The 19,653-nt window shown below is 70.7% G+C and carries 17 protein-coding genes; 9 read left to right on the top strand and 8 right to left on the bottom strand.

What is annotated here, in order from left to right:
• Nucleotides 1-7 precede the first annotated feature (7 nt).
• Nucleotides 8-1,156, bottom strand: coding sequence for a glycoside hydrolase family 26 protein (locus ACWFRU_RS16600; RefSeq protein WP_453687495.1), 1,149 nt, complete (start codon nucleotides 1,154-1,156; stop codon nucleotides 8-10).
• A 129-nt stretch (nucleotides 1,157-1,285) separates the two neighbouring features.
• Here ACWFRU_RS16600 and ACWFRU_RS16605 point away from each other — a divergent pair, with 129 nt between their 5' ends.
• The gene (locus ACWFRU_RS16605; protein WP_453687497.1) at nucleotides 1,286-2,566 is read left to right on the top strand and encodes a carboxylate--amine ligase; all 1,281 of its coding nucleotides are present in this window, start codon (nucleotides 1,286-1,288) and stop codon (nucleotides 2,564-2,566) included.
• Nucleotides 2,559-3,827, top strand: coding sequence for an NAD(P)-binding domain-containing protein (locus ACWFRU_RS16610; RefSeq protein WP_453687499.1), 1,269 nt, complete (start codon nucleotides 2,559-2,561; stop codon nucleotides 3,825-3,827). Before ACWFRU_RS16605 ends, ACWFRU_RS16610 begins: the two co-directional genes overlap by 8 nt.
• A 245-nt stretch (nucleotides 3,828-4,072) precedes the next feature.
• Here the strand turns inward: ACWFRU_RS16610 and ACWFRU_RS16615 are convergent, their stop codons facing one another.
• The 3 genes from ACWFRU_RS16615 to ACWFRU_RS16625 all read right to left on the bottom strand — a co-directional run bounded on the left by ACWFRU_RS16615 (nucleotide 4,073) and on the right by ACWFRU_RS16625 (nucleotide 5,935).
• The gene (locus ACWFRU_RS16615; protein WP_453687501.1) at nucleotides 4,073-4,960 is read right to left on the bottom strand and encodes a chaplin; all 888 of its coding nucleotides are present in this window, start codon (nucleotides 4,958-4,960) and stop codon (nucleotides 4,073-4,075) included.
• Nucleotides 4,961-5,059: 99 nt separating this feature from the next.
• Nucleotides 5,060-5,317 (bottom strand): chaplin, encoded by a 258-nt coding sequence (locus ACWFRU_RS16620; RefSeq protein ID WP_453687620.1) that lies wholly within the window; start codon nucleotides 5,315-5,317, stop codon nucleotides 5,060-5,062.
• Nucleotides 5,318-5,524: 207 nt separating this feature from the next.
• Nucleotides 5,525-5,935 carry a rodlin gene (locus ACWFRU_RS16625; RefSeq protein ID WP_365820131.1) on the bottom strand — a complete coding sequence of 137 codons (411 nt, stop codon included), beginning with the start codon at nucleotides 5,933-5,935 and terminating at the stop codon, nucleotides 5,525-5,527.
• 206 nt (nucleotides 5,936-6,141) lie between these two features.
• Between ACWFRU_RS16625 and ACWFRU_RS16630 the strand changes: the two genes are divergently transcribed.
• On the top strand, nucleotides 6,142-6,552 hold the full coding sequence (locus ACWFRU_RS16630; RefSeq protein ID WP_344521470.1) for a rodlin: 411 nt from the start codon (nucleotides 6,142-6,144) through the stop codon (nucleotides 6,550-6,552).
• A gap of 81 nt (nucleotides 6,553-6,633) precedes the next feature.
• Here the strand turns inward: ACWFRU_RS16630 and ACWFRU_RS16635 are convergent, their stop codons facing one another.
• Complete coding sequence (locus ACWFRU_RS16635; protein WP_453687503.1) at nucleotides 6,634-6,828, bottom strand: hypothetical protein; 195 nt, start codon at nucleotides 6,826-6,828, stop codon at nucleotides 6,634-6,636.
• A 333-nt stretch (nucleotides 6,829-7,161) separates the two neighbouring features.
• Between ACWFRU_RS16635 and ACWFRU_RS16640 the strand changes: the two genes are divergently transcribed.
• The 6 genes from ACWFRU_RS16640 (at nucleotide 7,162) to ACWFRU_RS16665 (ending at nucleotide 12,321) form a co-directional block, all read left to right on the top strand.
• Nucleotides 7,162-8,097, top strand: a complete 936-nt coding sequence (locus tag ACWFRU_RS16640; RefSeq protein ID WP_453687505.1) for an LCP family protein — start codon at nucleotides 7,162-7,164, stop codon at nucleotides 8,095-8,097.
• Between the two features lie 111 nt (nucleotides 8,098-8,208).
• Nucleotides 8,209-8,616 carry a rodlin gene (locus ACWFRU_RS16645; RefSeq protein ID WP_453687507.1) on the top strand — a complete coding sequence of 136 codons (408 nt, stop codon included), beginning with the start codon at nucleotides 8,209-8,211 and terminating at the stop codon, nucleotides 8,614-8,616.
• Between the two features lie 103 nt (nucleotides 8,617-8,719).
• Nucleotides 8,720-9,028 (top strand): trypco2 family protein, encoded by a 309-nt coding sequence (locus ACWFRU_RS16650; RefSeq protein WP_453687509.1) that lies wholly within the window; start codon nucleotides 8,720-8,722, stop codon nucleotides 9,026-9,028.
• Nucleotides 9,029-9,039: 11 nt separating this feature from the next.
• Entirely contained in the window at nucleotides 9,040-10,110 is a 1,071-nt protein-coding gene (locus tag ACWFRU_RS16655; RefSeq protein WP_453687511.1) for an effector-associated domain 2-containing protein, read from the top strand.
• Nucleotides 10,111-10,189: 79 nt separating this feature from the next.
• The gene (locus ACWFRU_RS16660; protein WP_453687513.1) at nucleotides 10,190-10,399 is read left to right on the top strand and encodes a hypothetical protein; all 210 of its coding nucleotides are present in this window, start codon (nucleotides 10,190-10,192) and stop codon (nucleotides 10,397-10,399) included.
• Nucleotides 10,400-10,434: 35 nt separating this feature from the next.
• Nucleotides 10,435-12,321, top strand: a complete 1,887-nt coding sequence (locus ACWFRU_RS16665) for an HEXXH motif domain-containing protein (RefSeq protein WP_453687515.1) — start codon at nucleotides 10,435-10,437, stop codon at nucleotides 12,319-12,321.
• Nucleotides 12,322-12,354: 33 nt separating this feature from the next.
• On the opposite strand, the gene fxsT is transcribed toward ACWFRU_RS16665, so the two are convergent.
• The 3 genes from fxsT to ACWFRU_RS16680 form a co-directional block, all read right to left on the bottom strand.
• Nucleotides 12,355-16,257, bottom strand: coding sequence for an FxSxx-COOH system tetratricopeptide repeat protein (fxsT, locus tag ACWFRU_RS16670; RefSeq protein WP_453687517.1), 3,903 nt, complete (start codon nucleotides 16,255-16,257; stop codon nucleotides 12,355-12,357).
• 354 nt (nucleotides 16,258-16,611) lie between these two features.
• Nucleotides 16,612-18,099, bottom strand: coding sequence for a VMAP-C domain-containing protein (locus tag ACWFRU_RS16675; RefSeq protein WP_453687519.1), 1,488 nt, complete (start codon nucleotides 18,097-18,099; stop codon nucleotides 16,612-16,614).
• A 227-nt stretch (nucleotides 18,100-18,326) separates the two neighbouring features.
• A complete protein-coding gene (locus tag ACWFRU_RS16680; protein ID WP_453687521.1) occupies nucleotides 18,327-19,433 on the bottom strand; it encodes a threonine synthase in 1,107 nt (368 codons plus the stop codon).
• Nucleotides 19,434-19,653 lie beyond the last annotated feature (220 nt).

Consider the following 19,653-nt stretch of genomic DNA (forward strand, 5'->3'; position numbering starts at 1 on the left):
GCCTGGCCTACGACCGCTTGTACCAGTCCAGGCGCATGCACAGCTTCCCGCCCAGCCAGTGCTCGACCCAGTCACCCAGGTTCAGCGGGGAACAGTTCGGCGGCTGCGTGGGCTGCGTGGGCTCCGGCGTGGTCGGCCCGGTGTCCGTGCGGCCGAAGAGCAGGGAGCGGTAGGCCTTGGACGACTTGGGATTGTCCTCGCACTGCCACACGCCGTGCGGGCAGTAGTCGGTGACGGTGTTGTACAGCGGTTTGTGCTCGTCCATCCAGGCGAGCATCTTCCGCATGTACTCCTCGTTGTCGCCGTTACGGAAAAGGCCCCACTCCGGGTAGGAGATCTCCTTGCCGTGGGCCTTCGCGAATTCCACATGCTGCTTCAGGCCGTACGGCTCGCTGACCTGCTCGGCGAAATCGGTGCCCGTCGGCTGGTCGTACGAGTCCATTCCGACGATGTCCACGACGTCGTCGCCCGGATAACACTGCGTCCAGGGAATGGCGTCCCGGCCCCTGTTCGGCGTGAAGTCGAACTTGAATTTCTGGCCCGGCACCGACCGCATCGTCGTGACGATGCGCTTCCAGTACTTCTTCCAGGATTCCGGGTCGGGGCCGCACCGATGGGTGTACGTCGTGCCGTTCATCTCCCAGCCGAGCACCACCACGGTGTCCGGCACATCGAGCTTCACCAGCCGCTCGGCGAGGGTGCGGTAGTGCTCGTCGAACTCGCCCGCGGCGCCCCGGCGCAGCAGCGAACGGACCTCCCAGTCGCCGACGCGGTCCTCGTTGCGCTCCATCATCGGGACGTTGAGCACGAAGAGCCGGTCGTCCTTCGCGCGCCGCCACTCGGCCCAGCTCTCCAGGAAGTTCGGCGCCCCCTCGATGTTGCTCCACCGGTCGCCCGGCAGATAGGTGTGCCCGACGCTGAGCTCGGCGCCGCCCAGCCATTCGCTGAGCTCGGCCATGCGCTCCACGCCCTGCGGCCCGTAGGTGAGGTAGGCACCGAACGCGGGCTTCGAGCCCGGCTGGGAGCCCGGTGGCTCGGCGTCCTGGCCCGCGCCCCACGCGTGCCCGGATCCCACGGCGAGCGCTGCCGACACGACGATTCCGGTGGCGGTGAACGCGAGTCGTCTACTGGGGGTGCGGCGTCTTAGCAAGGCCATGGTCGCTCCTCATGCTGCTCCTCATCCACTGACACTCAGTCATATGTATTTCTATTGCGCCAATCGAGCCCCTAATCCTCTGGGCGTGCCCATCGCCCGCATGGGGGACAGAATTGAGAGAATTTGGCCGTGCTAACTCTCGATACCCGGGTACCCGCTGTTCTGCTGCGGATCGACCGGAACCCTTTTCATCACGGCACACTCGGAGCCGTCCGTTCATTGGGCCGGGCAGGAGTGGAGGTGCACGTGGCGGCCGCGGATTCCGCGGAAAGCCCGGTGCGCAGATCCCGCTATCTGCACCAGACGCACCCTCCGCCGCCCCCGGGCGCGTCACTCCGGGACATCGCCGTCGTACTGCGCCGCATCTCCCACCGGGTCGCCAGACCGTCCGTGCTGATCCCGATGGACGACGCGGGCGCCCTCGCGATCGGGCGACTGCAGAGAGAACTGGCCGAGACCTACCTGCTGCCCGACCAGGCCCGCGGACTCGCGGAACGGGTGGCCGACAAGGCGACGCTGATCGAGGTGTGTGCCGCGGCGGGCATCCCGCACCCGGTGACCCTCCTGCCGGAGTCCCCGGCCCAGGCAGCCGCCGCCGTACGGCAGTTGGGGCTGCCCTTGGTGGCGAAGTGGAGCCGCCCGTGGCTGGTCCCCACCGGGACGGACCTGCGCAGCACGGTCCTGGTGCGGTCCGCGGGGCAGGCCCAGGAGCTCTACGGGCGCAGCGAGGAGGCGGGCAGCAGCCTGCTGCTCCAGGCCTTCCTGCCGGACGCCCCCGGCCGCGACTGGTTCGTCCACGGATACGTCGACCGCGCGGGGGCCGTGCGCGGCGGCGGCTCCGGCCGCAAGCACCGCTCCTGGCCGCGCGGTGCGGGGCTGACGGCGATGGGCGAGTGGACGCCCGACCCGGGCCTGCGGACCGACGTGGAGAGACTGGTCGCCACCCTGGGCTACCGGGGCATCTTCGACCTCGACTTCCGGGTGGACCCCGCGACCGGCGAGCACTGCCTGCTCGACTTCAACCCGCGGCCCGGCGCCCAGTTCCGGCTCTTCGCCGACGGCACCGACCTGGACGTGGTGCGCGCCCAGCACCTGGACATGACCCACCGGCCGCTGCCTGCCGCCGCCGCCCTCCCCGGCCGCTCCTTCGTCGTGGAGAACTACTCCCCGCTGGCCGCCCTGCGCCTGATGACGGCGGCGGGCCCCGCCGCCACCGCGGCACACCGCCGCGAGTTCGCCTGGCACGCCCAGGACGACATGGCCCCCGCCCGCGCCATGTGGGTGCTGTGGAGCCGGCACGTGACGCGACGGGTCCTGGGCCGCGTGCGACGGACGGTGCGCCCGACGGCCCCGGCCGCGCCACCTACGCCCCTGCCGACGACGAGAGAGCGAGCAGTCGCTGATGCATGACCTGTTGGTTGTCGGAGCCGGCCCCTACGGCCTCTCCATCGCGTCACACGCCGCCGACGCCGGACTCGACGTACGCGTCTTCGGCAGACCCATGGCGTCCTGGCGCGACCACATGCCGCGGGGCATGTTCCTGAAGTCGGAGCCCTGGGCGTCCAACCTGTCCGACCCGCGGCGCCGCTACGGCCTGGCCGCGTACTGCGAGCGCAACGGGACGCCGGCCCGGCACGGCGAACCCCTCTCCGTGGAGACGTTCGCCTCGTACGGCCTGTGGTTCGCCCAGCACGCCGTGCCAGACGTCGACGAACGCATGGTGGCGAGGGTCGGCGCCTGCCCCGGGGGCTTTGAGGTGGTCACCGACGACGGCCAGACCATCCGGAGCCGCACGGTGGCCCTCGCCGTCGGCGTGATCCCCTTCGTCGAGATCCCCGCCGCGCTGCACGGGCTCGGCGCGCGGCACGTCTCGCACAGCAGCCACCACCGGGACCTGGACCGCTTCCGCGACCAGGACGTCACCGTGATCGGCGGCGGCCAGGCCGCCCTGGAGACCGCGGCGCTCCTCGCCGAGCAGGGCACACGCGTACGGGTGCTGGCCAGGTCGCACCAGGTGAACTGGAACACCGTGCCCCCTGCCTGGAAGCGCCCGTGGCGGGAGTCCGCCCGCGCCCCGCACAGCGGCCTTGGCTGCGGATGGCGCAACTGGTTCTACGCCGAGGTGCCGGGCGGCTTCCGGCGGCTCCCCGAGGCCACCCGCGCCCGCGTCTCGGCGTCGGCGCTCGGCCCGGCGGGGGCCTGGTGGGTGCGCGACCGGGTGGAGTCACGCGTCGAGGTGCGGCTCGGCCACGAGGTCGCCACGGCAGCGGTCGCGTCGGGCCGGGTGCGCCTGACGACCGTCGTGAGCCATGGCGGAGGCCCGGACCTCGACACGGACCACGTCATCGCGGCCACCGGCTTCAGGGCGACCAGTGCTCGCCTGGGCCTGCTGGACCCCGGCCTGCGCGCGGGCCTGGCAGTGAACGCCGCCGAAGAGCCGTACGCCTCCGTGGAGTTCGAGTCCTCGTACCCCGGTCTGTTCCTGGCGGGTCTGGTCACGGCGTCCAGCTTCGGCCCGGCCATGCGCTTCGTGCACGGCGCCTCTTTCACGGCGGGACGACTTGTGCGAGGCGTTCAACGCAGCCTGCGCCGCGCTCCGTTGAGCCCCACCGTCCCGGCGCCGGGCGGCGGCCGGGGCCGCCGTGCGCTCCTGGGTGCCGTCAAGCGCTGAGCAGGAACCACGGCTCCTGGGGACCCGATCAGGTGATGCCCTCGGCGAACGGGTGAATCGGTTCTTCGTCCCGGGCGATCAGGTGGTGGACTCTGTCGTATGGGACGGGCCTGGTTGCCCTCCGCCAGCCGTCGGCTCCATGCCGTGGGTAGGCAACACCCCCTTCGCGGGCCGGCCCCCCTCCCGTTCTGGCGGGGAAGAGACCCTCGGGTGTCTCTTCCCCGCCAGCGGCTTGTCCGGGCCGGCTAGCGGCGCGTCGAGGCGAATCCACGGCGGTACAGAATCCCTCCGCCGACCAGCAGCGCGGCGCTCGCGGCGGCTGCGGCGAGCAGGTCCTCGTCACTTCCGGTCTCGGCGAGCCGGGCGACGGCGTGCGGCGCCTCCTGCGCGGCCGACTGCGACTGCCGGGCGGTCGAGGACGCGACATGCTGCGGCGGCCGGCCTGTCTCCGTGGGCGGCAGGGCGCGGTCGACGGGCGGCTCGGCGGCCCGGGGAGGCGTCTCGGGGGAGGACGGCGACTCGGGCGACTCGGGCGAGGTGGGCGTCTCGTGGCCCGGGGACGTCGGCGCGGGCGCTCCGTTGGCGCAGCCGTTGCCGGCGGCCGGGTTGAGCAGGCCCACCACGTCGACGGTGTTGCCGCAGGCGTTGACCGGCACGTCCGCGGGCGTCTGCACGTTGTTGCCCGCCAGGACGCCGGGCGAGTGGCTGGCGTTGCCCTGGGCCGTCGACTGGGTGCCCGCGTGCGTACCCGAGTGCGTTCCCGAGTGGGACCCGCCGTCCGAGTCGTCGCCGTACCCGTACCCGTGCCCGCTTCCGTGCCCGCCGTCCGTCCTGGTGTCCGCGCGCTCCTGCGACGGTGCTCGGTGCGGGGCGTCGGCGTGATGCTGCGGGGCGCCGGTGTTCGCGCAGCTGTTGCCCATGGCGGGGTTGCCCACGCCGACCGCGTTCGCGCTGTTGCCGCAGGCGTTCACCGGTACTTCCACGGGGGCCTGCACGCTGTTGCCGGACAAGATCCCGGGCGAACCCGTCGCGCCACCGTCCGCGCCCGCGGCGTACGCGTTCGAGCCGGACAGGGAGAGGATGCTGGTCGCGGCCGCGGTCGCGAGCATTCCTTTACCAATGACCTGTCGCATCTAGTTGTCTTCCTCTGAGCAAGTGGAAAGCCGGCCTTGGAGTCGTAGCGACGTCCAAGGCCGGCCATGAGATTCACAGCCAGGTGGCTGGGTGCTACCTCAGGTGTTGGCGCAGGTGTTGCCGAACGTCGGGTTCAGCAGAGCGATGATGTCGACGGTGTTGCCGCACAGGTTGACCGGGACGTGGACCGGGACCTGGATGAGGTTGCCGGAGAGGACGCCCGGGGAACCGACGGCCGCACCCTCGGCGCCGGCGTCGGCGAACGCGGGAGCCGCCATGCTCATGGCCATCACGACACCAGCGATGATCGTTGCGCTCTTCTTGTGCTTCACAGATGTTCCCTTCTCTGTGGTCATGCCGATCTGGCAGTCGAAACCGAGCGAGAACCACGTTGTGTCCCGCTCCATGACCCGCAGTCTGCAAACGAGTTGACGGTCCGGAGGAAACCGGCGGTTTTCGACCCATCAGGAAATTCACCCGAATTAACGCACGCAAAAATGAGGAAGCCCGGGCTGCCAGGCCTTGGAGCAGGCAGGCAGCCCGGGCGTTCTCACGCCGGCAGATCAGCCGTTGAGCTCTCCGTTCCCGGACAGGACCGGGATGTCGTTCAGGATGTGCGACAGCGGCTCGTCGCCCTTGGCCTGCGTGGAGTTCTCGGTGCACTGCTGGTTCTGCGGCGCCGACAGGATCGGGATGTCCTGGACTCCGACGTTCACGAGCGCGACGAGCGACTGGAGGTTCGCCTTGACCGGGAGGCCGACACAGGGCTTGTTCAGCGAACCCTGGACGAGGGAGAGCTGGGGGCTCATGTCGCCGTGCGTCGCGGAGTTGCCGTACGCCTGCTTGGCACCGTTGCCGCTCAGGGAGGTGGTGCCGTGGTCGTCACCGATGGCCAGTGCCGAAGGAGCCGCGGCAGCGGACATGCCGACGACGGAAACGGCAACTGCCGCCGTGGCCATAGCCTTCTTCATCATTTTTTGTGTTCCTTTTCTGGCAGAAGCTCGAGTCACTGCACGCTGACCAACAGGGCCGCACGAGTTTGAGTTTCGGGGCTTCACTCGGTTGGGTTCCCCGGCGGCCCCCCGTTGGGCCATCAGAGTGAAACGGAGCAACTATGCGCAGGCCGCGGAGTTAATCAGAGCGCTCCGGCGAACGGGGTTTCTCCAGAAGGGAATTACTTGTGATTAAGAAGGGTATGGCTGCAGCCGCGGTTGCTGTCTCCGTCGTCGGCATGTCGGCTGCCGCAGCTCCGTCGGCCATGGCGATCGGTGACGACCACGGCACCACGTCGCTCAGCGGCAACGGCGCACAGCAGGCGTACGGCAACTCCGCCACGTACGGCAACATGAGCCCGCAGATGGCGCTGATCCAGGGTTCGCTGAACAAGCCCTGCATCGGTCTCCCGGTCAAGGCGAACCTCCAGTCGCTCGTCGCGCTCGTGAACGTCGGAGTCCAGGACATCCCGATCCTGTCGGCGCCGCAGAACCAGCAGTGCACCGAGAACTCCACGCAGGCCAAGGGCGACGAGCCGCTGTCGCACATCCTGTCCGACATCCCGGTGCTCTCGGGCAACGGCAAGGGCAACAGCTGATCCCCCACGCATCGCACAGCGGGCCGCCGTTCACCGGCGGCCCGCTGCCGCGTTCCGTTCTCTCCGCGGCCTCTGCCGCCGTCAGCCCCTGGGCCAGTGATCGCGTGACATCAGGGCTTGCCATTCCTGGTCCGGGCGGCCCGGAACGGTCTTGCCCTTCCGTTCCCAGGAAGCCTGCAACGACTTGAAGATCGGATCATCGACGCGGCTTTCCGGAGAATTCCTGCTCACCGGGATGAGGCCCTGCCGCTTCCATTGACGCTTGAAGTCAGCCATGTTCCCTCGCCATCGACGGGCGTGTGTCGGACCATCTGTTCCAGGTGTGGAATCCAGGGAAACCGAACAGCTTAGGGCGAACGAGTTGTTGTTCCTGCGTGCCGGGAACTCTCCTGCTCCGCAGTGGCGTAGAGCGGTTTACCGTTTCGTCGTCCCGGTTCCCCCGCAGCGGAGTCCAGCTTGCGCACTCACTTGCACTCACCGACCGGATCCCGGCGCGCGCGAAAACTGCGGGTCGCCGTTCCTGGGGCTCTTCTGATCGGCGTCACCATTGCGATGGGGAATGCCACGGCGCTGCCGCTCCCTGTTCAACGCGTCGATGTCTTCGGCGACATGAAGAATCGACCGAACGAGGGAAGCGGTACGAATATCCTCCTGATGGGGACGGACGGCCGCGACACCATCACGCGCAAGGAGAAGCGGGATTACCGCGCGGGCGGTGTCGCCTGCGACTGCACGGACACGCTCATGCTGGTCCACGTCTCCGAGGCGGGGGACCGCGTCAGCGTCGTCAGCCTCCCCAGGGACTCCTACGCGGACATCCCGGCGCACCGCGACAAGACCACCGGGCGGATGCGCCCGGCGCACCCGGGGAAGATCAACGGCGCCTACGCGCAGGGCGGCCCCGCGCTGTCGGTGCGGACGGTCGAGGGGATGACCGGCGTCCGCGTCGACCGGTATCTGCAGCTCGACTTCCGGCGCTTCATGGACAGCGTCGACACGGTGGGCGGCGTACGGGTCTGCACGCCCCGCCCTCTCAAGGACAAGACGACGAAGCTCGACCTCGCACCCGGCAGCCATCTGCTCAACGGTGGCCGGTCCCTGCAGTACGTCCGCTCCCGGCACCTGGACAACAGCGCCGACTTCGGGCGGATCCAGCGCCAGCAGCGCTTCCTGATCGCCGCGATGCGCGCCGTACGCACGGGCAACGTCCTGGCCGACCCGGTCAGGGCGGCGCGGCTCGGCCGGTCCCTGGCCGGTGCGGCCCGGGTCGACCGGGGGTTCAGCACCGAGCAGATCCTGCAGCTCGCGACGGAGCTGGGCAGTCTCCCGGCGTCGTCCATGGAGTTCACCACGGTGCCGGTGAAGGGCTTCAGCCAGACGCTGAACGGTGCGCTGCGGTGGGACCGGGCCAAGGCCGACAAGGTCTTCACGGCCCTCAACCGGGACCAGCCCCTGACACCCCCCGACTCCGAGGCCAGGCTGAGCGATCCACCGCGCTTCGGGAGCCCGGCGACCGTCCGCGGCGACACCCTGGAATGCCGTTGACGGTGCTCCGATTACTACGCCAACCGGGTCGAACGTCGCAACCATCGTCGTGTCAGACAGTTGATCATCACGCGGCTCTGCCAAGGGAGCCCGCTCTTGAAGGGAATCAAAATGAACAAGCTGTGGGCATCCGCGGCCGTCGCCGCCTCTGTCGCCGGAATCTCGGCAGGGATGGCCCCCCAGGCCCTGGCGATCGGTGACGACCGAGGCACCACGTCGCTCAGCGGCAACGGCGCCGAGACGGCGTTCGGCAACTCCGCGACCAAGGGCAACCAGAGCCCCCAGCTCACGCTCGTCCAGGGCACGCTGAACAAGCCCTGCCTCGGCATCCCGGTCAAGGCGAACGTCCAGTCGATCGTGGCGCTCGTGAACGTCGGAGTCCAGGACATCCCGATCCTGTCGGCGCCGCAGAACCAGCAGTGCACCGAGAACTCCACGCAGGCCAAGGGCGACGAGCCGCTGTCGCACATCCTGTCCGACATCCCGGTCCTGTCGGGCAACGGCACCGGCAACGGCTGATCTCGCCCCAGGGGCCGGCCGTCGTCGTGCCGGCCGGCCCCTTCGGCTCTCGCCGTGTCGCCTCCACGGTGTGGGGGCGACACGCCGGGGGTAGAGGCCCGGCGTGATTGAACTCGCCGAGATGATCGCGCAGTTACGTGGGGAACTCGCCGCCGCCATGGCCGCGGCGCAGGACGCCGAGGACGACACGCTGCGCTTCGAGCTGGGTCCCGTACAGCTGGAGGCGGAGTTCGCCGTACAGCGGTCCGCCGGTGCGGACGGCAGGATCCGCTTCTGGGTCGTCGAGGCAGGTGCCTCCGGCCAGCAGGCGCACAGCACCACCCATCGCGTCACCCTCAGCCTGGAGCCCCGCGTCCGCGACACCGATCAGCGGCCCTGGGTCAGCGGTGACCGGACCGCGCGCGAACGCTGAGCCCGGCCACCATGCCGGCGGCAGCGGGTCTTGAGGCGGCGCGGGTCGCCGAGGTGCTGGTGGAGAGGCCGGGCAGATCGCCCGGACGGCGCGGCTCCGGATATCGCGTGGGGGACAGGTCCGTGCTGACGGCCGCGCATGTGGTCGCGGGGCCGGTGACGTCGTTGCGGGTGCGCTTCGACGCCGATCTGCCGGGGGAGTGGAGCGCCGACGTACGCGTCGTACTGCTCGCCGAGACGGTGGATCTGGCACTCCTGGAGATCACGACCGAGCCGCCCGCGCGGTGCCCGACCGTCGAGAGCCCCCGCTACGGAGCCGTGCCCGAGGCCGACGTGGTGCTCACCGTCAGCGCGATGGGCTTTCCCCGTTTCAAGCTGCGGGAGGACCGGATGCGCCTCCTGGACGACGGCGCCCCCAGCCAGTACCGCGACTCCTGCCACGTCTCGGGGACCGTCTCCGCCCTGTCCAACCGCCGCGAGGGCACACTCGAACTGGCCGTTCTCGCGCCGCGCGCGGACCCCGAGCCGGAGCGCTCGCCCTGGGAGGGGATGTCCGGCGCGGCGGTCTGGTCCGGCGGTGCCGTCGTCGGGGTGATCAGCGCCCACCACCGCTCGGACGGTCTCGGGCGGCTCGCGGCGCACAGGGTGGAGCACTGGTACGGCGCACTGACCGCCGCCGAGTTGGAACGCCTGCACGGCGACGCGGGTCTGCCGCTGCCCGGAGGGCTCGCCTCCGCGACGGAACCGAACGGGCAGACGGCGCCCCCCAGCCTGGCGAATCTCCCCCCTGACCTGCCCTTGCGTGAACTCATGCCGCTGGTCGACGCGTTGATGGCGCTCACGTCCCTGAAGGACCCGGGCAGCCTGGCCCTGGTGCTCGCCAGCATCGACGGGGAGATCGCCGCGAACCGGCCGAGGGACCCCAGACTCAGGATGGACATTTACGGCATCGTCCACACCTGCCTCCGCTATCGGGGCACACTCGATCAGCTCCTGGAGACCGTCCGGCTCCTGGAGGGCCAGTCCACGGAAGTGGCGGCCGTCGACCGTGAAGCAGCTCAACTGGCCAAGCGATACTGCTGACTTGATGTCGGGCACGGCTCGGATGCGGGGTTTCGCAGCGTGCCGTGCTGGGTCATCATGAGGGGGAAAGGGATGGCGCATGCACGGAATCACGGAGGGGGACTTGGCAGCCGTGGAGCAATCGATGCCTGCCGTCGAGTCCGATCTCGTAGATCTCTCGGGGGTTTCTCTTGAAGCGCTGCTCTCCATGGACGGCAGTGCCATCGCGGGGGCGCTGGAACCCCTGCTGCGCCACATCGACGACGCCCGCGCCGTCACCATGTCCTACAGCCCCTCCCGCTTCGACTGACACGGCCGCGGCCGTCGCCGCGCCGTGGAGCGCCCATGTCGGATAGGCGTGCGGCGGCCATGTCGGACAGGCGCGCGGCGACGACAGGCCTGGCGTTCCACCGGCTCTCGGCGCCGAGCGTTCTCGCTCTCGCGCGGGGCGAGGGCGACGGCGCGGCGGTGGAGGAACTCCTCACCGCCGAGCGCAGCCGCCGTCTGCTGCTGGTGCGGGCCCTCGCCGACAGCCTGGGCGAGGGCGACCCGCCGCAGCCCGCGGGGACGGCACCCATGTCGCACCGGGCGGCGTGGACGCTGCTCGCGCGCACCCAACAGCACGCGCCCCGGGCGTTCGAGGACACCTTGATGTGCCCGAACACCGGCATGTGGCTCTCACTCGCCCTGCGCAGACTGCGCGGCGCCACGGCCTACGAGGACGCGCCCCTGTGGGTGGTCGCCGGACACCTGTCGGCACTGGCCGCAGCCGCTGCCACCCGGGCGGGCCTCGACTTCTCCCTCACCGTCCCGGTACGCCACGGCCGGGTGCCGCTGCCCACCCTGGGGTGCGCGGTGTTCGCGGACGTCGCCGAGCCGTGGGGCACGGCCCGGGTCGACGCGCGGGAGGGACGGCTGCGGATCACCGCGGGCCGGGAGACGGTGACGGCGGGGCCCGAGTGGTCTCGCGCGGCACCGGGCTGGCACGCGGTGCGCCGCCTGGAGCTGGAGCCGGCCGGGCCCGGGAAGCTCCTGCTGCTCGACGAGTTGGACCCGTATCGCACGTTCCCGCACCCGAGCCCGCCCCGCCTCCTGTCCGCCGAGGAGGCGCGGACCTGGCAGGACCTGCTCGTCGACGCGTGGGAGATCCTGAGGCGCGACGAGCCGCAGAGCGCGGACGCGATGCGCGTCGGCCTGATGTCGCTCGCGCCCACGCCGGCCAGGGAGAGATACCGGCCGCACAGCGTCACGGCCGGGGACGCGTTCGGCGGTGTCATGGCGTCGCGGCCGGACGACGCGGCGCAGCTCGCCGCGACACTGGTGCACGAGTTCCAGCACACCAAGCTGGGCGGCCTGATCCACCTGGGGCCGCTGAGCGAGCCGTCGGCCCCGCCGGGGGCGCCGGAACAGCTCTTCTACGCCCCCTGGCGGGACGATCCGCGGCCCCTGGGCGGACTGCTCCAGGGGATCTACGCCTTCGCCGGAGTGGCCCGGTTCTGGTCCGTCCACCGGCATACGGCCGATGCCGCGTACGCCCCGATGGCCCACTTCGAGTTCGCCCTCTGGCGCGCCCAGGTGGCGTCGACCGTGGATCTCGTCCACCGCCACGACCGTCTGACCGCGCTGGGGCGACGGCTGCTCGGCACCCTGCGCGAGAGGTGCGAGGAGTGGATGGCCGAGCCGGTGCCGTCCGCCGAACTGGCGCTGGCGCACGAGGTGGCGGCCGACCACCGTGCCCGCTGGCGGGCCCACCACCTACGGCCGCCCGCCGCGGCCGTTCAGGACACCGTGCGGGCCTGGCGGCGCGGGGACGCGCGGCCTCCCGCCGCGCTCGCGGCGCCTCCCGAACTCGCTCCGGTCGCCGACACCCGCTACCTGGACACCGCCGCCGTCCTGGCCCGCTACCGCCTCGGCGCCCCGGCGGCCGATCCGAGCGACATCGAGGGTGTACGCGTCGCCGACCTGCTGCTCGCGCGGGGTGACCTGAGCGGGGCGCGGGACGCCTTCGTCACCGAACTCGCGGGCAAGGAGACGGCGTCCGCCGCCTGGGCAGGGCTCGGCAGGGCCCTGGCCGGGGCCGCCGAGCACCGGGACGCTTCTCGCCTGCTGCGGCACCACCCGGAACGGGCCCGTGCCGTACAGAGCGCGCTGGAGCACGCCACCGGGCGGGGCGCCGACCCGGTGGAGCTGGCCGCGTGGCTGGGGCGGGGCGGAGAAACGGACCTGGACTAGCGCGGCGGGGGCGCGAACCCCCGCCGCGGCCGGTTACAGCGGAACCGGGTCGATGTCGCAGTTGGCCCGCTGTCCTGCCTTGGCCTGGACCGTGGCCGGGTGCGCGGCGGCGTTCTCCGAGCGGAGCCGGGGCTCGTCGAGCACACGCTCCATCCGCGCGATCGTGTCGGCCCGCATGGTGTTTCCGTCCGCCTCCTCGCCCACCGCCACGAGGTCCATCGCCAGGTTCAGGGCGCAGGCCAGCGTGGTGGGGTGGTCCTCGCCGAGCGTGGCACGGCAGCGCTCGAGGGTCGCCTCACCGAGCACGCGCGCCGCGTCGTGGTCGCCGAGCGCGGCCATGTCGCTGGCCAGGTTGATGGCGCAGGCCAGCGCGATGGGGTGGGCCGGGCCGAGCCGTTCGGTGAGGGAGGAGAGGGCCGCCTCGTCGAGCCGGCGTGCCTCGTCGGGCTGGCCGAGCAGACGCAAGGTCACCGCGAGGTCGATGTCGGCGGACAGCACGTGCGGGTGGCTCGGGTCGAAGATCTCGCGGTACCCCTGGCAGGCCTTGACGCCCCGCTCACGCGCCGCCTGGAGGTCGCCGTTCTCGCGCAGGGCGATGGACAGCGTCAGGGCGGCGGAAAGCGACTGGGGGTGGGTTTCGCCGTACCGGCGGGTGAAGCGGGAGCTGGCGTCGAGGGCCATCTCCAGGGACTTGGCGTGGTCCCCCTCCTTGCGGCAGGCCTCGCTGAGCTGGCGCACCGTCTCGATGGTGGCGGGGTTGCCGCGGCCGAAGGCCTCGCGGTAGGCGACCATGACGGCTTCCTGGCGGGCCCGCGCGCCGACGTAGTCCCCTGTCTCGCGCATGTTGATGGCGACGTTGTTCTCGGTGTGCAGCGTCTGCTGATGGTCCTGGCCAAGGACACGCAGCTTCAAGGCCAGTGTCTGCTGGTCGAGTTCGAAGGCCTGGCGGTAGTCACCGATCAGACGCAGGCTCACCGCGAGGTTGTGGGCGGTGTTGAGGGTGGTCGGGTCCTCTTCGCCGAAGGCCCTGCGCGCCCGTTCGTACACCGTGCGGTCCAGTTCGGCGCCGAGAGCGAAGTCGCCTTCGACGCGGCGCACGGCCGCCTCGAAGTTCATCGCGTCCAGGGCGTCCTCGCGGGAGTCCTCGTGGTCGGTCGGGGCAGTGCGTTCGTAGACTTCCCTGATCCGGGTCACCAGATCCGCGGCCTCGCGGTGGCGGCCGACGCTCCAGTAGAAGAAGCCCAGCTTCCGCCCCATGATGAGCGTCATCTGGTCTTCCTCGCCGAAGACCTCCCGCCACGCCTCCCAGGCCCGCTCGGAGAAGTCGATCGCCACATCGTGGTCGCCCCAGCGGTAGAGGTACTCGGCGACGTTCAGGACGAGCTGACGCACCCAGGGCTGGTCCGACTTGACCGCGTCGGAGGCGATGACGTGGCTGTAGAGCTCCGCGTACTTGGGCCAGTTGGCCGGGGTGACGGGCGACTTGGGGTCGGCGGCGGCCAGCAGGGTGTGCGCCCCGTGCCGCATCCTGGCCTGTTCCTCGGGGGACATGCGGTTGTTCAGGACGAGCTGCACGAGGCGGTGCATCTCGATGGAGTTCGTGCGGTGGTCGATGCGGGCGAGGGAGTAGCGGTTCACTTCCCTTATGGCGCGCGCGAGCCGCATCGGGTCGTTCAGCGTCGCGTCGAGCTCGGGGAAGATGCTGCTGTTGCCCAGGCCGGAGAAGATCGACCGGGAGATCGGGTCCGGGGCGAAGTACGAGCAGAGCTGCAGCAGACGCAGGGCCGAGGGGCTGCGGGTCTCCAGGTGGTCGAGGGAGACGTTCCACGCGGCCGCGACCGGCAGTTGGTAGTCCGGGGGAGGGGACGTCTCCAGGAGTTCGGTCCGCTTGTTCTCGAAGAGGCGCAGATACTCCGAAGCGGGCATGCCGGTCTCCGCACGCCACGCGGCGGCCTGCTCCAGGGCCAGCGGCAGGTCTCCGAGCGCCTCGGCCAGTCGGTCCGCCTCTTCCTCCTGGAGGGGCGGTCCGGAGTGGCGCAGGAGTTCCTTGCTCTCCTCGCGGGTGAAGACGTCCACTTCGAGTGAGCCGCCGACCAGGCCCCACCGCCGGTTGCGGGAGGTGACCAGGATCGTGCCGTTGCCCCCGGTGGGGAAGTAGTGGCGTACCTGCTCGGGGTTGTCGGCGTTGTCGAAGATCAGCAGCCAGCGCGAGTACGGCCGGCCCTCGCGCAGCGCCTCACGCACCGCGGGGCCCGCGATGTTCGCCTCGGTGCTGGTCTCCAGGCCCAGGCGTCCGGCCAGCTCGACGAGCGCCTGACCGATCTGGCCGGGCCGCTCGGAGGGAATCCACCAGACGATGTCGTACTCACCCTGATGGCGATACGCGTACTCGATGGCGAGCTGGGTCTTGCCCACGCCGCCCATGCCGTGGATCGCCTCGGGCAGGACCGTGGTCGTGCCTTCGCGCAGACGCTCGCCGAGCAGTTCGAGCAGCTCCGCGCGCCCGGTGAAGTTCGGGTTGCGGGGCGGCAGGTTTCCCCAAACGCGCGGCAGTGATGTGCGGTCCCCCTCGATCGTTTGCTGGGGCGTAGTCGACATCACCAATGCTCCTTCAGGATGGGGCCGAGAGACGGGGGTTTGACCGCTTTTCACCAGGCTGACTGCGTATCGACGATCGTGCCAGCCAAGTACCCCTGCCAGCAGGGCGGCGCGCTGCATGAAACGTCCGGAGAGTGCCCTCAGCGCGGCGAGTTCCACGCGCAGGAAGTCGATGTTCCGGCTGTTCACCCGCGGCATGGCCAGGGTGTCGAGCGGTTCGGCGGGGGAGGGGAGCAGCGAGGGGGTTTCCGTCCCGTCGGCTGCCAGTAACGCGCGTACGTCGTGCAGGATTCTTGCCGTGTCGCTGCGGCGGCCGAGGGCAAGGAGCTCCTCACGGATGTCGGGGGCGAAGGAGAACGTCACGTCCGTGATGTCGTCGCCCTGTTCCCCGCTGGGCCGGACGAGGCCGCTCATGAGCAGTTCGGAGGCGTGCGCCGGGCCCGCTCCCGGCGTGGTCTCCAGGACCTTCTGGATGAGGGGGAGGCTGAGGGGTACGGCCGCTAAGCGTGTCGCCAGCGTGAAGGCCGTGGGAGAGGCGCCCGCGCGGAAGTCCGACACGCGCTCCGACGCGGGCACCGTGCTGCGCGGGTCGGGCACGTCGTTCGTCCAGGGCAGGGCGCGCGCGGCGTCGGGCCTGCGCTTCCACTCCCGCGCCCGGACGGCGGACATCTCGAGCCACTGCGGCTCGGGGCCCATGAGGAGCTGGGTCCAGGCCTCGGCCCAGCGGTTGGTCAGGGCGAGGACCGGCACGAGGACCGTGTCCCCCTCGACCTCCGGCTCGTCCGGGTCGCGCGCCTCGACCGGGGCCTCGCGCAGCTCCCAGTCCAGCTCGCTGTTGGCCGCCCAGGCGTGAGCGGCGCGCAGCCGCACCCGGCAGACGTCCAGGCCGGTGCGGAACCAGAGCTGCTGGGGGAGCACGTGCACCACCGCGACCGGGCAGGTGCGGCCCCAGGCGCGCAGCAGGGGCATGACGGCGCCCGAGCGCCAGCCGGCCGCGAGGCCGTCGGTCAGGACGAGGATCACGCGGCGCGTGTCCGTGATGCCGCCGAGCGGTTCCTCGGGGCTGATCCGGGCAGGGTCGGTCTCGTCGGTGCCGCGCAGGCGCAGGACGCGTACGCGCGCGAAGTCCCCGCCATGCTTCAGCTCGCCGACCAGGTCCTCGACATCCTGGTCCCAGACCTTCATGGTCAGGTGGCCGTCGAGGACGAGGACCGCTTCGGCGCGCTCCTGTCCGCCGGACCGGCCGGACCTGGCGCGGCCGAGTCGGCCGAGTACGGACGCGGCCTCACGACGTGCCCGCGATGCCGGTCCCTGCCGCTGTCCTCCGTCGTCATGCATATGCGCCCTCAAGGCGTCGAGGCGGCCTGGACAGTTGTGCGGAGTCCCGCAGAGCGCGGGCATGCGTGACATCCACAAGCGCAGCGTGACAGTGCGCCCGCACTGCAAGCAAGGGGGTACGGCGGCATGGGCCGGGGCGCACGGAAATCGTGCTAGAAGTCACGGCTTCGGCGGGGAAGGCCGTGCCTGCCGTGGAATGCGTGGTGCCCCCGGGACGCGGCCGCATGCGCCAGGACGGGGGGCGCGTGCCCCCCGCTCGCACATGCGTGCGCCCGGCCCATAACTGCGTGCGCCCGACGGGAAGGGGCCGCTCGGTGGGTACACGGACCTGGGACTCCGACCGGCGCCGCCCGTTCAACTCGTCACCGGCGCACGGTCGGGGCCAGGTGGCCCGGGTCTGCGTTCCGGGTCGTCGAGCAGGATCGCGAGATGGCGTCCCACGTGGTTGTCCCAGCCCTCGGGTCCCAGCGCCAGAGCCTCCTTGCGCCAATTTCCGGCGCGCGTCACCAGACTGGAAAGGCCCCTGTCCTGGACCATCTCGGCGACCGCTTCCTTGAACGCGGGGTCGCCGCAGTCGCCGCGGTGCCAGATCATCGCGGGTACCCCCGCCCGCAGGCCGGCCATGAACTCCTGTTGGCTGGCCGCGCAGTCGGTGCCGGGCGGCTGGCTCAGGACCAGGCAGACCGCGTGGTCGTCCTCCTTCAGTTCGCGCTCCAGGTGGAAGTGCGACTGGCCGGGAGGGTTGAAGTACGAGTGGCTGTCGGCGGGCTGTTCCTTGAGCTGGCGCCACTTCTTGTGCCAGGGGCGGTGCCAGGCGGCCTTCCGGAGGCGTTCGAAGGACCGGATGAGCACGGCGTAGTCCATCACCAGGGGAGTCGGTGACGAGGAGGAGGACTCCTTGTGCCACCACTCCACGGGCTCCCCGAGCAATTCCCACGGGAGAATGAATTCCAGGACGACAGGTTGCCTCAGGTCCGCCCAGCGCTCCTCGGTCTGCTCGATGAGGACCTCGACCTCCGCGGGCAGGTCGTCGCGGTGCAGATGCAGGGTCTCGCCCGGCACGGGATGCCAGCCCTCGGCGTCCGACTGGCGCCAGTGGGAGAGGAAATAGCGGTCGGGATCGACTCCGTCGGGCTCGAACTGGATCATCAGGTACGCGGGCACCATGGGCGGCGGGGCCTGCTGGGCCATGCCGCTGCGCTGCCAGTCGGCGATCTGCTCCTCAAGACCCCATGCCCTGGCCTGCTGACGGTTCCAGCGACGCAGGTCCTCCGCAGCCTCCATCTGTCCGTCCTCCACGAGCCGTTCGGCGGCCAGGGCCAGGAACGCCATGCTGACGGGGAGTTCCTTCGCGGCGGTGTTGTCGCCGGCCAGTCGTAGGAAGACTGCCCATCCCGTGTCGCACCACGCGGGCAATTCCTGGGTGCGTGACCGGCTGGCACGCCGGGCGAGCGTGGCGAGCCCGGCGGACGAGCGCATGTCGCGCAGGATCGGCTGCAGGGGATGCAGGTCGGCGCCGTCGAAGAACTCCACGGCCTCCCACTCGTCCACGAGGCGCCGCAGCGAGAGAATCGCGGAAGACTGCTGCTCCAGATACTGCAGGCAGCGCACCAGACTCGTGAGGCCGTCAGGTATCTGTGAGCAGTGCTCCACCAACTGCAGCAGCCAGGGCCGCAGCGCCGCGTTGCGCAGGGGGGCGACGGGGGACGCCAGCTCGTCGCTCAGCATGCGCACCCAGATGTCGGCGCTGTTCTCCTGTCGTACCGTGCTCGAATCCTGCAGTACGTCGACGATGTCGGCGACCAATTCGTTGCGAACCCTCGCCGGGCTGCGCCCTTCCACCCCCGTGACCTCCCGATCGCCACCAGCAGCCAGCAGTCAGCACTCATGTGAATCGATGGTGCGGCACCGTCAAATCGATGGTGGCGACAAGCGTACGGCCACAGCCCAGCTCAGGGCAGGCCTCCGGACATTCGCGGGCAGAGCTGTGACCAACGGGCGTTCCATTGGGTGTGCCAGCAAGTGTGTTCGGTCAACTGCCTTTTCTACGCGTCCAGTTCACCGTTTGCTCAACCGTCCGCCAGGCCCGACTTCAGGCCCGCCCCGCACAGCGGCACCACGGCACTCCGCTCGCCCAGTGCGCCGCCCCGTACGGCCGCCCAGCACGCCACCCCGGTCGCCTCCACGAACAACCCCCGGCCGGCCAGGTCGCGTTGGGCGTGGCGGATCTGGTCCTCCGTGACCGTCAGGAAGCCGCCGCCGAAACCGCGTACGGCCCGCAGGATCTGTCGTGCCCGTGGCGGGCGCGGGATCGCGATGCCCTCCGCGAGCGTGGGCGCCGCCGGGGTGTTTCCCAGGGGCTCGTCGGCTCCCGCGCGCCAGGCCTCTGCCAGCGGGGCGACCGCGGCGGCCTGTACGGCGTACAGCGTGGGGGCCTTCGCGATCAGGCCCGCCGCGTGCAGTTCCCGCACCGCGAGGGCCGCGCCGAGGAGCAGGGTGCCGTTGCCCACGGGCAGGACGAGGGCGTCCGGCAGCCGCCCGCCCAGGTCCTCCCAGATCTCGTGGACGTAGGTCTTGGTGCCGTGCAGGAAGTAGGGGTTGTGGACGTGCGAGGCGTAGAAGGTGCCCGGTTCGTCGGCGGCGGCCCGGGCCGTCCATGCCGTCTTCTCGCGGTCTCCGGGGACGACTTCGAGCCGCGCGCCGTGCGCTCCGATCTGCTCCAGCTTCTTCGGTGACGTGCCCTCGGGGACGTACACCGTGCAGGGCAGTCCGGCCCGCGCGCAGTACGCGGCGACCGCCGTGCCCGCGTTGCCGCTGCTGTCGGCGATCACCCGCTCGGGGGCGAGCCGCTGCGCGAGCGCGGCGAGCATGACCGCGCCGCGGTCCTTGAAGGAGAGCGTCGGCATCAGGAAGTCGAGCTTGGCCGAGATCGCGCCATCCAGCGGTACGAGGGGTGTGCGGCCCTCGCCGAGCGAGAAAGCGGGGGCGGCCAGCGGCAGGGACTCCGCGTACCGCCACAGGGAATTGACCCTTCCGTTCAACGACTTCAGCGGCGCGGGATTGGGGGAGAAGTCCAGGTCGAGCGGGCCTCGGCAGACGGGGCAGCACCAGGCGAGCGTGCCCGCGGGGACGCGGGTTCCGTCGGCGGGGCAGAAACAATCCGGCAATGCTGTCATGTACGCAGGCTAGTTGGGGCAGTTGGGGCGGATGTGTCATGACGGGTGCGTGGCGGTCATGTTACGTCCGGTACTGACCCTTGTGGGATTCCTATGGGTCCGCCAATCTTTCGTCCCGACGGAGGCAAGAGCGGGTGGATGACTTGTCAATTGACATGCCCCTGTCGTCTCTCCCCTTGCCCTCGTGCATGTGAGCACCACCGGCACCACCCCCCACCAG

The sequence above is a fragment of the Streptomyces sp. NPDC055099 genome, assembly GCF_053607685.1.

Excerpts from the sequence above, each read along its gene's own strand:
- ACWFRU_RS16665 (WP_453687515.1), top strand. The coding sequence starts at position 10,435 with ATGTCGGATAGGCGTGCGGCGGCCATGTCGGACAGGCGCGCGGCGACG.
- ACWFRU_RS16615 (WP_453687501.1), bottom strand. The coding sequence starts at position 4,960 with ATGCGACAGGTCATTGGTAAAGGAATGCTCGCGACCGCGGCCGCGACC.
- ACWFRU_RS16620 (WP_453687620.1), bottom strand. The coding sequence starts at position 5,317 with ATGACCACAGAGAAGGGAACATCTGTGAAGCACAAGAAGAGCGCAACG.
- ACWFRU_RS16655 (WP_453687511.1), top strand. The coding sequence starts at position 9,040 with ATGCCGGCGGCAGCGGGTCTTGAGGCGGCGCGGGTCGCCGAGGTGCTG.
- ACWFRU_RS16635 (WP_453687503.1), bottom strand. The coding sequence starts at position 6,828 with ATGGCTGACTTCAAGCGTCAATGGAAGCGGCAGGGCCTCATCCCGGTG.
- ACWFRU_RS16680 (WP_453687521.1), bottom strand. The coding sequence starts at position 19,433 with ATGACAGCATTGCCGGATTGTTTCTGCCCCGCCGACGGAACCCGCGTC.
- ACWFRU_RS16645 (WP_453687507.1), top strand. The coding sequence starts at position 8,209 with ATGAACAAGCTGTGGGCATCCGCGGCCGTCGCCGCCTCTGTCGCCGGA.
- fxsT (WP_453687517.1), bottom strand. The coding sequence starts at position 16,257 with ATGCATGACGACGGAGGACAGCGGCAGGGACCGGCATCGCGGGCACGT.
- ACWFRU_RS16660 (WP_453687513.1), top strand. The coding sequence starts at position 10,190 with ATGCACGGAATCACGGAGGGGGACTTGGCAGCCGTGGAGCAATCGATG.
- ACWFRU_RS16610 (WP_453687499.1), top strand. The coding sequence starts at position 2,559 with ATGCATGACCTGTTGGTTGTCGGAGCCGGCCCCTACGGCCTCTCCATC.
- ACWFRU_RS16625 (WP_365820131.1), bottom strand. The coding sequence starts at position 5,935 with ATGATGAAGAAGGCTATGGCCACGGCGGCAGTTGCCGTTTCCGTCGTC.
- ACWFRU_RS16600 (WP_453687495.1), bottom strand. The coding sequence starts at position 1,156 with ATGGCCTTGCTAAGACGCCGCACCCCCAGTAGACGACTCGCGTTCACC.
- ACWFRU_RS16640 (WP_453687505.1), top strand. The coding sequence starts at position 7,162 with ATGAAGAATCGACCGAACGAGGGAAGCGGTACGAATATCCTCCTGATG.